Annotated in this window: 13 protein-coding genes; 5 read left to right on the top strand and 8 right to left on the bottom strand. The window is 71.1% G+C overall.

The annotated features are described in order from the left end of the window. Positions 1-160 precede the first annotated feature (160 nt). The gene (locus tag ACFU99_RS14705; RefSeq protein WP_384390945.1) at positions 161-1,204 is read left to right on the top strand and encodes a S66 peptidase family protein; all 1,044 of its coding nucleotides are present in this window, start codon (positions 161-163) and stop codon (positions 1,202-1,204) included. A gap of 27 nt (positions 1,205-1,231) precedes the next feature. Here the strand turns inward: ACFU99_RS14705 and ACFU99_RS14700 are convergent, their stop codons facing one another. Further along, positions 1,232-1,804, bottom strand: coding sequence for a helix-turn-helix domain-containing protein (locus ACFU99_RS14700; protein ID WP_384390942.1), 573 nt, complete (start codon positions 1,802-1,804; stop codon positions 1,232-1,234). 85 nt (positions 1,805-1,889) lie between these two features. Here ACFU99_RS14700 and ACFU99_RS14695 point away from each other — a divergent pair, with 85 nt between their 5' ends. Further along, positions 1,890-2,960 carry an alpha/beta fold hydrolase gene (locus ACFU99_RS14695; RefSeq protein ID WP_384390939.1) on the top strand — a complete coding sequence of 357 codons (1,071 nt, stop codon included), beginning with the start codon at positions 1,890-1,892 and terminating at the stop codon, positions 2,958-2,960. Between the two features lie 16 nt (positions 2,961-2,976). Here ACFU99_RS14695 and ACFU99_RS14690 read toward each other — a convergent pair whose 3' ends face one another. The 7 genes from ACFU99_RS14690 to ACFU99_RS14660 form a co-directional block, all read right to left on the bottom strand. Next, entirely contained in the window at positions 2,977-4,617 is a 1,641-nt protein-coding gene (locus ACFU99_RS14690; protein WP_384390936.1) for a CocE/NonD family hydrolase, read from the bottom strand. A gap of 144 nt (positions 4,618-4,761) precedes the next feature. Further along, entirely contained in the window at positions 4,762-5,952 is a 1,191-nt protein-coding gene (locus ACFU99_RS14685) for a globin domain-containing protein (protein WP_384390933.1), read from the bottom strand. Between the two features lie 73 nt (positions 5,953-6,025). Then, complete coding sequence (locus tag ACFU99_RS14680; RefSeq protein ID WP_384390930.1) at positions 6,026-6,469, bottom strand: RrF2 family transcriptional regulator; 444 nt, start codon at positions 6,467-6,469, stop codon at positions 6,026-6,028. An 80-nt stretch (positions 6,470-6,549) separates the two neighbouring features. Next, entirely contained in the window at positions 6,550-7,557 is a 1,008-nt protein-coding gene (locus ACFU99_RS14675; RefSeq protein ID WP_384390927.1) for an amino acid ABC transporter permease, read from the bottom strand. Between the two features lie 146 nt (positions 7,558-7,703). Then, positions 7,704-8,348 (bottom strand): amino acid ABC transporter permease, encoded by a 645-nt coding sequence (locus ACFU99_RS14670; RefSeq protein ID WP_384390924.1) that lies wholly within the window; start codon positions 8,346-8,348, stop codon positions 7,704-7,706. A gap of 10 nt (positions 8,349-8,358) precedes the next feature. Then, positions 8,359-9,309 (bottom strand): glutamate ABC transporter substrate-binding protein, encoded by a 951-nt coding sequence (locus ACFU99_RS14665; RefSeq protein ID WP_384390921.1) that lies wholly within the window; start codon positions 9,307-9,309, stop codon positions 8,359-8,361. Positions 9,310-9,540: 231 nt separating this feature from the next. Next, a complete protein-coding gene (locus ACFU99_RS14660) occupies positions 9,541-10,476 on the bottom strand; it encodes a MurR/RpiR family transcriptional regulator (protein ID WP_384390919.1) in 936 nt (311 codons plus the stop codon). Positions 10,477-10,653: 177 nt separating this feature from the next. Here ACFU99_RS14660 and ACFU99_RS14655 point away from each other — a divergent pair, with 177 nt between their 5' ends. Genes ACFU99_RS14655 through ACFU99_RS14645 form a run of 3 tightly spaced genes read left to right on the top strand, consistent with a single transcriptional unit; the run spans position 10,654 to position 13,009 of the window. Beyond that, positions 10,654-11,823 carry a C45 family autoproteolytic acyltransferase/hydolase gene (locus ACFU99_RS14655; protein ID WP_384390916.1) on the top strand — a complete coding sequence of 390 codons (1,170 nt, stop codon included), beginning with the start codon at positions 10,654-10,656 and terminating at the stop codon, positions 11,821-11,823. Position 11,824: 1 nt separating this feature from the next. Continuing rightward, positions 11,825-12,616: an amino acid ABC transporter ATP-binding protein gene (locus tag ACFU99_RS14650; protein WP_384390914.1), complete on the top strand. Its 792-nt coding sequence runs from the start codon at positions 11,825-11,827 to the stop codon at positions 12,614-12,616. 60 nt (positions 12,617-12,676) lie between these two features. Continuing rightward, positions 12,677-13,009, top strand: a complete 333-nt coding sequence (locus ACFU99_RS14645) for a glyoxalase superfamily protein (RefSeq protein WP_384390948.1) — start codon at positions 12,677-12,679, stop codon at positions 13,007-13,009. Positions 13,010-13,056: the final 47 nt, after the last annotated feature.

Below are 13,056 nucleotides of genomic sequence, written 5' to 3'. Positions count from 1 at the left end.
CGTCTCGGCCTTCTTCTGTTCTCGCAGCCCCATGGAACGACCGTAGCAAAAAGTGCGCGCCGCGCAAAGATGCGTGGCGCGCAAGTTTGGCGGCGCTGTGCGCGCCGGGCCCGGGAATAACCGGTACGGCGACGGGCCGCACGCCTCCTATCATCACCGGATGACGGACCCTTCCTACCCCGCCAAGCCCCGCCCCGGAGACCCGGTCGCGGTGCTGTCCCCCGCCGCCGGACTGCCCGGCGTCTTCCCCCAGCCCTACGAACTGGGCCTGCGCAGACTGCGGGAGGACTTCGGGCTGGAGCCGGTGGAGTACCCGACGACCCGCACGATGGGCGCGACGCCCGAGGAGCGGGCCGCCGACGTCCACGCGGCCTTCGCGGACCCCGCCATCAAGGCGGTGATCGCCAGCATCGGCGGCGAGGACCAGCTGACCGTCCTGCCGCACCTCGACCGCGACCTGATCCGCGCCCACCCCAAGCCGTTCTTCGGGTACAGCGACAACACCAACCTCCTTCTGTTCCTGCGGAATTCGGGGATCGTCGGTTACCACGGCGGCTCGTTGATGGTCGAGCTCGGACGCCCCGGCGCGCTGCACCCGCTGACCGCGGACTCGCTCAGGGCGGCGCTGTTCACCTCCGGCCCGTACGAACTCACCCCGGCGAGCACGTCCGGCGACGTCAACGGACTCTGGCAGGACCCCCGCACCTTCGAGTCCGAACCCGAGATGGAGCCGGTCGACGGCTGGTCGTGGCACAACGGCGACCAGGTGGTCGAAGGCATCAGCTGGGGCGGCAACCTGGAGATCCTCTCCTGGCTGCTGATGGCCGACCGCGAGGTGCTGCCGACCGCGGCCTACGCGGGCGATGTGCTCTTCCTGGAGACGTCCGAAGACATGCCGCCCGCCCGGGAGGTCTACTGGATTCTGCGGAACATGGGCGAACGCGGGCTGCTCCGGCAGTTCCCCGCGGTGCTGATGGGCAGGGCCAAGAGCTGGTCGTTCGAGAAGCCGCTCGCCGGCGAGGAGAAGGCGGCCTACCGCCGGGACCAGCGCGAGGCCGTCCTGCGGGCCTTCCGGGAGTACGCGCCCGACGCCATGCTGGTCTTCGACGTCGACTTCGGCCACACCGACCCGCAGCTCGTGATCCCCGTCGGCGGGCGCGTCCGCGTCGACGGCCCGGCGCGCCGCATCACGGTCACCTACTGAATCGCCGGACTTCTCGCGGGAAGGGGCTCAGACGTCCGTGATGTGCACGCGCTCGCCCTGCTGACCGTAAATGGCTATGGTCTCCGCCGGCATGTCGTCCCGGGCGTTGCCGATCCAGTGCGCGGCGGTGGTGTCGAATTCCGCCGCCTCGCCCGCCGTCAGTTCCGTACGGGTGCCGGTGAGGACGAGCTGGACCGCCCCGTGGAGCACGTAGAACCATTCCCGGCCGGGATGCATATGGAAGGTCGGCGGCGGGAGCTGCGAGGCGGGAGGGTAGACGACCTTGTATGCCTGCACGCCGCCCGTCTTCACGCCCAGCGGCACGAAGGTCAGCCCGTGCTTGCGGAGCGGTCGCAAATGCACCCGCGGATCGCCGGTCGTCGGCGCGGCGACGAGTTCGTCGAGCGGCACGGCATAGGCGCGGGCGAGCGGCAGGAGCTGTTCCAGCGTGGGGCGGATATGGCCGCGCTCCAGCCGGGAAATGGTGCTCGGCGTGAGACCCGTGCGGTCCGACAGATCGGCGAGGGTGATGCCGAGGGCTTTGCGGAAGCCGTGCAGCCTCGGGCCGACGCTCTCCAGTACGGCCTGGTCTTCCGTCAACGGTCGGCTCCTCTGCTCGGGGCGATGATTTGCAATCCTGCAAAAAACCGTGCCAGGCCGCAATGGCACGACCGAAGATCGCGGCATGACACTGAACCGAACCCGGCGGGGACCCGCCCGCCGACGCCTTCTCCTCGGAGCCGGCGCACTGACCGCCACACTCGCCGTCGGCGGCGCCGTCGGATGGAACACGCTCGACGGGGCCGCGGCGGCGCCCCCTCCCGCTGCCGCCGCCGCGACGGCCACGTCCACGGCATACGACTCGGCGACGAAACACGACGCGCGATTCAACGCCGCTTTCCAACACAAGTTCGCGACGGTGAACGGGGTGCGCATGCACTATGTCACCGGCGGAAAGGGCCCGGCGCTGGTGCTGCTGCACGGCTGGCCGCAGACCTGGTACGAGTGGCGGAAAGTGATGCCGAAACTCGCCGAGCACCACACCGTATACGCCCTCGATCTGCCCGGACTCGGCGACAGCGAGGGAAGTCCGAAGAGCTTCGACAAGAAGACCCTGGCGAACTACGTCCACGGCCTGCTGAACGACCGGATAGGACTCGACCGGTTCGATCTCGTCGCCCACGACCTCGGCGGCGGAGTCGGATTCCAGTACGTCGCCCAGTTCCCCCGGCAGGTGAAGTCCTATGTGCACATGGACTATCCGGTTCCGGGGCGGAAGCTCCCCGCCGCGCAGTACCGGACCTTCTCCTGGCATATGGCCTTCAACAGCCAGCCGGGGATTCCCGAGAAACTCGTCGACAGCCGCCGCGATGTGCGCGAGTACATCACCGCTTTCTCCACGCAAGTCGCCTACGGCGGATCGTCGTTCGGCGGCAAGCGGACCACCTCGCCGTTCAGCAGGGCGGAAATCGAGGAGTACACCCGTACGTACAGCCGCCCGGCCGTACTGCACGGCGGATTCGAGCTCTACCGGAGCCTGGACCAGGACGAGCGCGACAACGCCGCGGCCGCCCCCACGGACGTTCCCACGCTCCTCCTGACGGCGAAGGGCTCGATGGCCGCCACCCGGCCGACCCTGGAGCCGACGCTGCGCGACATCACCCGCGCGGTCGAGATCCCCAAGGCCGGGCACTGGCTCGCGGAGGAGAACTCCGAGGCGGTGGCGCGGGAGATCCTCGCCTTCACCGCGAAGTGACGGGCGCCCGCGGCGCTCAGTCGCGGACCGGTACGGACAGCCTCGACGGGTCGTCCTTCGGCGAGGAGAAGGTGAGCTTCGCGCCGAGCGGGTTGTGGGAGATGTACAGCGGATCGACGGTGTCGACGACGAGCGCGAGACGGTGCCCGGCCGGTACGTCGTACGCCGTGGAGAACAGCTCCAGATCGACGCCGAAGGGCTTGCCCGGCGTCCTGCCGTGGAAGGTGTACGGGGCGTTCGTGACCAGCTTGCCGATGCCGAGCGGCCCCACGTCGTAGAGGTAGGCGATGGCGGTGCCGCTCTCCTTGTTGCTGGTCAGCGTGGTGTGCAGGGTCGCCGTGCCGCGCACCCGCCGCTCGGCCGCGTACCGCTCGGACTGCCAGACGGCGGCGACCGGGCGCGGCAGCAGCGGCACCGAGACCACCGGCGGCGTCTTGAGGAACTGGTCGAGGGCGTTGGACAGCAGGACGATGCCGCCGTCGGCGCCCGAGTCGACATTCGTGGCGATGGTGCGGCCGCCGGTCAGCGGCAGATCGATCCGCTTCTTCCCGACGGCCGCCCAGCTCGGATACCCCTCGTACCCTTCCGTGGAACGGGACTTGAGCTGTACGGGCTGCTCGCGGTCGACGCCGTTGTCCGCGCCCTTGAGGTAGTGGTCGAACCAGCGGTGGGCGTTGGCCCAGGTGTCGTTGGGCAGCCCCAGCAGGCCCAGGCCCTCGGCCGTGGCGTGGTCGCCGGGCCGCAGTTCGAGGCGCTTGGGCCCGGTCAGCCGCTCGTAGAACCTGGCGTACTGATTGGGCGGGAAGATCGTGTCACCCCACGCGTTGCCCAGCATGATGGCCGCGCCATTGGCGTTGATCTTGTCGACGTACGTGGCGGGGGAGCGCTTCTTCCCCCAGTCGATCATTTCCTGCTCCTTGTCGAGGCGGGAGCCGAGGAAGTTCTTGAGCGTACGGGTGAGTTCGGCGCTCGGGCGGCCGGTGAGCGCGCCCGCCCCGCCGAGCAGGGCCGCGGCCTGCTGGTGCTGGGTGCGCCCGCTGTAGATGGAGTCGATCAGGTCGGCCCAGCCGCTCATCGCGACGACGGCCTTGACCCGCTTGTCGAACCCGGCGGACAGCAGGCTGATGCCCGCCCCGTACGAGACGCCCGCCATGCCGATCCGGTCGGCGTCGGCGGGGGTGTGGGCCAGCGCCCAGTCGATGACCTTGGAGGAGTCGGCGATGTCCGGCGGCCCGGCCGTCTCGATCTTCCCGCCGGAGAGCCAGAAGCCGCGCGAGGTGTAACTGACCACGACATAGCCCGCGTCGGCGAGCTTCTGGGCCTGGGCGATGTATTCGATCTGCGGCATGCCCCAGCTGGTGGGCAGCACGATCAGGGGGTAGCGCCGGGAGGCGTCGGCCAAGGCGCCGCCCGGCGTGAAGACGTTGCCCTTGAGCGTGATGCCGCCGGAGCCGGGGATGTCGTGGAACTTCAGCCGCGCGCCCGCCGACTGGGCGGACGGGGCGGACTGGGCGGTTGTCGTGACGGGCGTCGCCGGAGCCGCCGCCGCTCCCGGAGCCGTGCCGAGGCCGCCCGCTACGAGAACGGCGGTGGACACGGCGCCGGCGGCTGCCGCGCGCAGGGAGTGCCGAGGGTGGGGGACGCGAGGGGACGCCATGAGCCGCTCCAGACTTCGCATGACAGTGGGGGTGTCGAAGTGACTGGAGAGTAACCAGAGGTGCTTACTGGAGGTAACCCATTCCTGAGTTACGGAGTGGTAACGCTCAGTGGTGCGTGACGCGCCCGGCCGGCGGGCCGCCCCTCACTCCTCCCCGCCGAGCCACAGGTCCGGACCGAAGACCTCGTAATGGACGTCGGCGGGGCGCACCCCGGCGGACAGCAACTGGGCGCGGGCCGCGCGCAGGAAGGGCAGCGGGCCGCAGAGGTAGGCGACGGTGCCCGCGGGGATGTCCAGCGCGGCGAGGTCGGCCAGGCCCGTACGGTCCGCGGGCCAGTCGCCCTTGGGGTCCTCGTACCAGACGTCCGCGGTGGCGGCGGGCAGCGCGGACGTCAGACGGCTCAGTTCGTCGCGGAAGGCGTGCGTGTGCTCGCTGTGGTCCGCGTGCGCGACGAGCACGCGGCGCGTGGAGCCCGTGGCGGCGAGGCGGGTGAGCATGCCGATCATCGGGGTGCAGCCGATGCCCGCGGAGGCGAGCAGTACGGGCGAGTCGCCGTCGGCCAGGACGACATCGCCGAAGGGTGCGCTGATCAGCAGCGTCTCGCCGGGCCCGACATGGTCGTGGAGATAGTTCGAGACCTCGCCGTCCGGCGATCCGATGGCGCGCTTGACCGAGAACTGGAGCCCGCCCTCGGGCTCCCCGGAGAGGCTGTACTGACGGATCTGCCGCGCGCCGTCGGGGAGCCGCACCTGTACGGAGACGTACTGGCCGGGCCTGGCGGCGGGCGTCGGGCCACCGTCGGCGGGGCGTACGACATAGGTTGCGACCTCGTCGGTCTCCCGGACGCGGGCGGCGACCCGGTAGCGCCGCCAGGTGTCGCCGTCCGGCGCGCCGGCCTCCGCGTACAGCCGGGACTCGATGCTGATCAGGGCGTTCGCCATCAGCCAGTACACCTCGTCCCAGGCCGCTACGACCTCCTCGGTGACCGCGTCGCCGAGCACTTCGGCGATGGCCTCGAAGAGGTGGCGGCGCACGATCGGGTACTGGTCGGCGGTGATGCCGAGCGAGGCGTGCTTGTGCGCGATGCGCGAGAGCAGGGCGTCGGGGCGGGTGTCGGGGTGGGTGACGAGGGAGGTGGCGAAGGCGGCGAAGGCCCCCGCGAGGGCCTGGCGCTGGGCGCCGTTGGCCTGGTTCCCGCGGTTGAAGAGGTCGCGCAGCAGCTCGGGGTGGGCGGCGAAGAGCTTGTCGTAGAAGAGCGGGGTGATCTCTCCGATGGCGCCTCCGACCGCGGGCAGGGTGGCGCGGACGGTCTCGGCCGACGTGGGTGACAACATCAGCGGCTCCAAACTTGCATCTTGAATTCGTATTTTGAGTTGTGCGGAACGACCGCGCGGCGGGGCACGGGAATCAGCTGCCGGGGCGGGGGCTCAGGCTGAGCAGCACCGGACCGGTCGGCTCGCCGACCAGATCCTCGATGCTGAGCGGATCGAGCGCGGCGAAGAACGCCTCCTGGGCCCGGCGCAGCGCCGAGCGCAGCCGGCAGGCCGCGCGCAGCGGACAGGGCGGATCGTCCTCGCAGCCGACGACGTCACCGACGCCTTCGAGCTCGCGGACGAGCCGGCCCACCGAGCCCGTACGGCCGGCGAGCGTGAGGGTAAGTCCGCCGCCACGCCCTCGGCGGGCCTCGACGACCCCGAGGTGCTGTAGCCGGCTGACCACCTTCGCGGCGTGCGTGTACGGCACTCCGACGGCCCCGGCCACCTCGCGGGTGGTCGGGGCCTCGGCGTCGTCCGCCACCGCCAGGCGCATGGCGATGCGCAGGGCGATGTCGGTGCTCTTGGTCAGTCGCACGGTCGTAGCTTAGCTAATTGGTTTTTCGGACTCCAATATGGGGGGCGGCATTCGGCCGCCGCGGCACGGGCCGGGCCGGTCTAGGCCGAGGCCGTCCGCCGGGCCGCCTTGACGCCGCGGGAGGGCCGGGGCGTGCGGCCGGTCCGGTTCTCCACCCACTCGGCCAGCTTGGACAGCAGCCAGTTCATCACGATGAAGATGACCGCGACCTCGAAGTACACCTGGAGGAAGTCGTTCTCCAGGTACGAGCCCAGCACATTGCCCTGGTGCATCAGCTCGGGGTAGCTGACCACATAGCCCAAGGTGGTGTCCTTCAGGGCACGCACCGCCTGGCCGATGATGGTCGGCAGCAGCGCCCGTACGGCCTGGGGCAGCACGATGAGCCGCATGACCTGCCCGTGCCGCAGCCCGATCGCGTACCCGGCCTCGCTCTGGCCGCGCGGCAGCGCGAGCACGCCGGCCCGGAAGATCTCGGCGAAGTTGCCGATGCCGTGCAGCACGATGGGGATGACGAGCTGCCAGAACGGCGGCAGGCGCAGGCCCAGCGAGGGCAGCCCGAGCAGGAAGAAGTACACGACGAACAGCAGCGGCAGCGAGCGCAGCAGCTCCACCACCGCTCCCGCGGGCAGCGAGACGAACCGCCGCCGGGAGAGCCGCAGCAGGCCCATGACCGCGCCCAGCGGCAGCCCGATGGCGATCGACACCAGGCCCGCCAGCAGGGTGTCGCCCAGCGCGCTGAACAGGAACTGCTGGATCGCCGACTGGGTCAGCGGCTGCCAGCGGGCCCAGTCCAACTGGCCGTGCCGGCCCAGCTGGAGCAGGACGACGCCGGCGAACAGCGCGATCAGGGCGGCGGCTGCGGTCGAGCCGATGCGCCGCTGCCGCCGGCCGCGCGCGCCGGGCGGCTCGAAGAGCACGCCCGCCGCACCGCCGAGCGGCCTGCGGCCGGCCCGGTCCGTACGGGGGGAGCGCCGCCCTCGCGTGTCCCGCCCGCCGGCCTCGCCCGGCCCGCTCGGCGCGGTTTCGCCGACGGCGGGACCGGCGGGGGCGGGGCCTGCCGGCTGGGCCTGCGGCCGGGTCTGGGTCATGGCTGCTGTGCTCTCTTCCGTGCTCCGCGCCGTCCCGTTGGTGTCGGGCTGCGTCGAGCCGCTGGTGTTCCGGTCCGAACCGCTCGTCCCTCGCGTCGTACCGCCTGTACCGCGCGCCGTAGCGCCCGTACGCCGTACCGCCCCGCTCATCGGTGGATCCTCAGTCGGCGCTCCAGCCCCCCGGTGATCAGCCCGCCCGCGAGGGTCAGCGCCACATAGAGCACGGTCGCCGACGCGAACAGGGCGAGCGGCTCGACGTACTCGACGTTCAGCTGCCGGATGACCCCGGACAGCTCGTTGACGCCCGCGACCGAGCCCACCGCCGTGCCCAGGGCGGTGGCGATGAACATGTTGCCCAGCGGCTGCACCATCGAGCGCAGCGCCTGCGGGAGGACGATCAGGCGCAGGCACTGGGAGGTGGTCAGCCCTACCGCGCGGGCCGCCTCGACCTGGCCGGCCGGCACGGTCTCCATGCCGGAGCGCAGGATCTCGCCGACGTAACTGGCGATGTAGGCGGCGAGCCCCACGGTCACGGAGGTGTTCAGCGACAGCGTGAGCCCGAGCTGGGGGAGCACGAACACGGTCACCACCACGACCAGCAGCAGCGGCAGGTTGCGCACCGTGTGCACGTAGAAGGCGGCTGCCGAGCGCAGGACGCCCAGCGGCGCCACCCGGCACAGGCCGAGCAGGCCGCCGAGGATCAGGGCGGCGGCGAAGCTGATGAGGGTGAGCAGCAGGGTGCGCCCGAACCCGGCCAGGATCTCCCCGAAGTGGTCGGCGACGACGTTCACGGCCGGCCTCTCAGGAGCCGCTGGAGGCGGTGGGCGTGGCGGGGGTGGACGGGTCGGCGCCCGCGTTCCCCGGCGTGGGGGGCTCGGGGGCCGGCTGCTTGGTCAGCGGGCTGACGTTGTCCTGCCAGGACTGCTTCCACAGCCCCTGCTTCTCGACGGTGCGCAGGAAGCCGTCCACGATCTCGCGGAACTTGGGGTCGTCCTTGGGCAGCCCGATGCCGTATGAGGCGGAGCCGAAGGTGAAGGGCAGCACCTCCAGGGCGGTGTCCTTCTTCGCGCGGGCCACAATGACCGCCTGGTTGTTGATGAAGGCGTCGCCGCGGCCGTCGCGCAGGGCCTGGAGGCACTGGCTGATGGTCTGGAAGATCACCGGCGTCGCGTGCGGCGCGACCTTCTTCAGGGACTCCACGGACGGGCCTGCCGTCGTGATCACTTTGCGGCCGTCGAGGTCGGCGGCCTTGTCGATGCCCTTCATCCCCTTGCGGACCAGGACGGCCTGGCCGAGGTTCATGTACGGGCCGCCGAACGCGACCTTGCGCATCCGCTCCGGCGTGATCTTGTACGTGGAGACGACCGCGTCGGCCGTGCCGTTCTGGAGCAGCGCCTCACGGGTGTCCGCGTTGATCGAGACGTGCTTGACCTCGGGCTTGCCCAGCAGATACTTCGCGAGCATCGCCGTCAGGTCCGCCTCGAACCCCTGGTACTTGCCGCTGATCGGGTTCTTCTCGGAGAAGCCGGGGTCGGTGTCCGAGGTGGCCGCCGTCAGATGGCCGTTCTTGCGGATGCGCTCCAGGGTGGGCGTGCTGGGCAGGTCCTTGCCGACGGGGGCGCGCGAGAGCAGGGAGTCGCCCGACTTCGCGCCGTCGCCGGGCTTGTCGGGCAGCTCCGAGGAGCCGCAGGCGGTGAGGGACGCGGCGCAGGCGATGGCGGCCGCGAGCACAGCTGGTCTCCGGAGAGTCATGACCGGTTCCTTTCACGGCCGCGGACGGTAGACCTGTCCCCTGGAAGGGAGCGTCCGGGCGGAGGGGGCAACCAGAGACTGTGTCGTAGAAACTACGAACACATGAACCTCTGTAGTGCGCTTCACCATAGTCGGGCCCCGCACCGTGTCAAGAGTTTGTTCTGGTTCGGTATGCGGAGGGTCCGAAGCGGCCGCGCGTCCGTCCCACCCGCCGTTCCCGCCTGTCGCCGCTCAGTCGCCGAGGGTGTCCGCCCCCCGCTTGCGGCGCTGCCGACGCGGTACGTACGCGGCGGGGTCCCGGCCGGTCAGCGCGGTGCGCAGCCGGTTCAGCGTCTCGCCCGCGTCGGCCGCGCGGGCGGCACCGCGCTCCTTGAGGGCCAGCAGCAGGGCGTCGTTGAGGACCATCGCGGCCAGCTCCTCGCTGGCCATGCCGCCGCCGGAGTAGAGGGCGGTCAGGGCGACGTCGACCCGGTCGCCGAGGACCGGCCCGAGCGAGTCGGTGACCAGGATGCTCGCCGCGTCCGCCTGCGCCGCGTGGTCCAGCACCACCTCGATGTCGGTGAGCAGCCGGCCGGGGGCGTACACGACCACGACGTCGCCCGCGGTCACCGGCAGCAGCGCGTCCGCGAGCTGGAAGCCGGTGGCCGCCGCGACGCGGGTGCGGAAGCCGAGGCGCCCCATGCGCAGCGCGAGGTGGCGGGCGGCCAGTTCGGAGGCGCCGATGCCGAACGCGGTCACCGCGCGCGCGTCCGCCAGCAGGTCCACGGCCTGCCCGAAGACCTCGGAGTCCAGCAGCCGGCGGGTCTGCTGGAGCCGGTCCACCGCCTCGTCGAAGATCTGGTCCAGCGTCGCGTCGGTGTCGCCGGAGGTGGAGCGGCGGCGCACCGAGGAGGGCCGGCTGCTGTCCACGAAGCGCTGCCCGAGCTCGCGTTTGAGCTCCGGCAGGCCCGTATAGCCGAGCGCCTTGGCCGTACGCACCACCGTGGCGTCACTGGTTCCGGCGGCCTGCCCGAGCTGCTCGGCGGTGGCGAACGGGACGTCCTGCACATGGTTGCGCAGATACTCCGCGACCTGCCGCTCCGCGGGGGAGAGCTGGGCCAGCCGCTCGGCGACGCGGGCGTGGAAACCGGCCGGTGCGGGGTCCGGGCCCGTTGCAGTAGTTTTCATGACAGCTATTGACTCCTCTGTAGTGCTCGCTACTATCGGGCCGTAAGCGGCTACGAGAGCCGGAACAACTCGTAGCGGATGCTACAGACGGCTGTACACGCCGATGTACACGCCGATGTACACGCCGATGTACAGGCCGGTGCACACGCCGAGCGCGCCACTTCTGAGGGAAGCCCAATGCAGACACCTCCCATTCCGCTGATCGAGATCTCGGGGACGCCCCGCGAACGCGGCCGCCAGTACGGCGAGGCCGCCCGCCCCCAGATCGAGGCGGCGCTCGCCTTCTACCGCGCCTCGTTCGCCAAGACCCCCGGACTCGAATGGCACGAGGTCACCCGCCGCGCCGAGCTCTGGCTGCCCTGCGTCGAGGACTTCGCCCCGGACCTGCTGGAGGAGTTGCGCGGGGTGGCGGAGGGCGCGGGCACCGGGCTCCTCGACCTCATGGCGCTCAACGCGCGCGGCGAGATCGTCTACGACCGCACGTTCGCGAGGATGGGAGCTACGAGCGAGGAGCCGGCGAAGTCGGACGGCCAGGAGCCCGACGCCGACGGCTGCTCTTCGTTCGCCCTGCTGCCGCCCGCCGCCGGCGACGGCCATGTCTGGTGCGGGCAGAACTGGGACTGGCGCACCGGCGCCGAGCCCACCCTCGTCGCGCTCCGCATCGTCCAGCCGCCCCGGCCGACCGTGGTGATGGTCGTCGAGGCCGGACAGATCGGCCGGCACGGCGCGAACTCCGCCGGCATCGCCCTCAACGCCAACGGCCTCGGCGGCCGGTTCGGCGACGAGATCGGCGTGCCGCAGCCCTTCATCCGGCGGCGCATCCTGGACCAGGCCAACTACAAGGACGCCCTCCAGGTCCCGTTCACCGCCCGCCAGCAGATCCCCACCAACCTCCTCCTCACCCACCGCGACGGCATCGCCATCGACCTGGAGACCACGCCGGGCCGCCACCAGTGGCTGTACCCCCAGGACGGGATGCTGGTCCACGGAAACCACTACCAGGCCCCCGTGCCCCCGCAGTTGGAGCGCACGTACCGCCCCTTCTCCGTCGACTCGCTCTACCGCGTGCCGATCATCGAGGCCGCGCTCCGCCAGGCCCGCGACCGCGGCGAGTCGGCGGACATCCGCAAGGTGATCGAGGAGGGCCTCAGCGACCACTTCGGGCTGCCGCACTCGGTGTGCAACCACCCCGTCGAGGAGACCGACCCGCTGCTGCACACGAGCACCATCGCCTCCAACATCGTGGACCTGACGACCGGTGAGTACCACGTCGTCGCGGGGCTGCCGTGCAAGTCGCCGTACCTGCCGCTGCCGTGGAACGTGTACGACGGCCCCGGGGGACAGTGACATGACGACCTCTCAGGGCGCGGAGCGGACCGCGGACCGTTCGGCCGAGGGCGCGGCCGAGCCGCTCATCCGCGTCAGCGGCGTACAGAAGTACTTCGGCGACAACCAGGTGCTGCACGACATCGACCTGGACGTACGGGCCGGCGAGGTCGTCGTGCTGCTCGGCCCCTCCGGCTCCGGGAAGACGACGCTCTGCCGGTGCGTCAACCGCCTGGAGACGATCGAGGGCGGCACGATCGCGGTGAACGGCTCCCCGCTGCCGGAGGAGGGCCGGGCCCTCGCCCGGCTGCGCGCGGACGTCGGGATGGTCTTCCAGTCCTTCAACCTCTTCGCCCACAAGACCGTGCTCGACAACGTCACGCTCGGCCCGGTGAAGGTACGCGGCACGGCCCGCGCCGAGGCCGAGGAACGGGCCCGCGCCCTGCTCGACCGCGTCGGCCTGGCGGACAAGGCGAGCGCCCGCCCCGCGCAGCTCTCCGGCGGCCAGCAGCAGCGCGTCGCCATCGCCCGCGCGCTGGCGATGGAGCCCAAGGCGCTGCTCTTCGACGAGCCCACGTCGGCGCTGGACCCGGAGATGATCAACGAGGTCCTCGACGTCATGGTCTCCCTGGCCGACGAGGGCATGACGATGCTGGTCGTCACCCACGAGATGGGCTTCGCCCGGCGGGCCGCCGACCGGGTGGTCTTCATGGACGGCGGGCGCATCGTGGAGTCCGCCCCGCCGGAGGAGTTCTTCGGGAACCCGAAGACGGACCGGGCCAAGGAGTTCCTCTCGAAGGTGCTTCAGCACTGAGCCGCTCAGAGGGCGGGGCGGGCCTGGGAGGATGGCGGAATGCCAGAGCATGAAGAGGACATCGCCGAGGAAGTCATCCCCATCCTGCACGTCGCGGATGCCGCCGCCGCCCTCGGCTGGTACGAACGCCTCGGCTTCACCCACCAGTGGGAACACCGATTCGAACCGGACCTCCCCGCGTTCGTCGAGGTCGCCAGAGGCCAGGTCCGCCTCTTCCTCTCCGAACACCAGGGCGACGCCCGTCCCGACACCCTGATCTACCTCCGCGTCCGTGACGTCGACACCATCGCCGCCGAGTTCGGCGTCCCCGTGGAAGAAGCCCCCTGGGCCCGCGAAATCGAACTCCGCGACCCCGACGGCAACCGCCTGCGGATCGGCACGCCGACGGACTGAGCCCGTACGGAGCAGGGGCGCCGGGCCGGGCGCGTACGGGGGAGGGG

Source organism: Streptomyces sp. NPDC057654 (assembly GCF_042800135.1).
In the GTDB taxonomy this organism is placed as follows: domain Bacteria; phylum Actinomycetota; class Actinomycetes; order Streptomycetales; family Streptomycetaceae; genus Streptomyces.
This window is presented reverse-complemented; position numbering and strand designations above follow the sequence as displayed.

Excerpts from the sequence above, each read along its gene's own strand:
- ACFU99_RS14695 (WP_384390939.1), top strand. The coding sequence starts at position 1,890 with ATGACACTGAACCGAACCCGGCGGGGACCCGCCCGCCGACGCCTTCTC.
- ACFU99_RS14690 (WP_384390936.1), bottom strand. The coding sequence starts at position 4,617 with ATGGCGTCCCCTCGCGTCCCCCACCCTCGGCACTCCCTGCGCGCGGCA.
- ACFU99_RS14675 (WP_384390927.1), bottom strand. The coding sequence starts at position 7,557 with ATGACCCAGACCCGGCCGCAGGCCCAGCCGGCAGGCCCCGCCCCCGCC.
- ACFU99_RS14685 (WP_384390933.1), bottom strand. The coding sequence starts at position 5,952 with ATGTTGTCACCCACGTCGGCCGAGACCGTCCGCGCCACCCTGCCCGCG.
- ACFU99_RS14665 (WP_384390921.1), bottom strand. The coding sequence starts at position 9,309 with ATGACTCTCCGGAGACCAGCTGTGCTCGCGGCCGCCATCGCCTGCGCC.
- ACFU99_RS14655 (WP_384390916.1), top strand. The coding sequence starts at position 10,654 with ATGCAGACACCTCCCATTCCGCTGATCGAGATCTCGGGGACGCCCCGC.
- ACFU99_RS14705 (WP_384390945.1), top strand. The coding sequence starts at position 161 with ATGACGGACCCTTCCTACCCCGCCAAGCCCCGCCCCGGAGACCCGGTC.
- ACFU99_RS14660 (WP_384390919.1), bottom strand. The coding sequence starts at position 10,476 with ATGAAAACTACTGCAACGGGCCCGGACCCCGCACCGGCCGGTTTCCAC.
- ACFU99_RS14650 (WP_384390914.1), top strand. The coding sequence starts at position 11,825 with ATGACGACCTCTCAGGGCGCGGAGCGGACCGCGGACCGTTCGGCCGAG.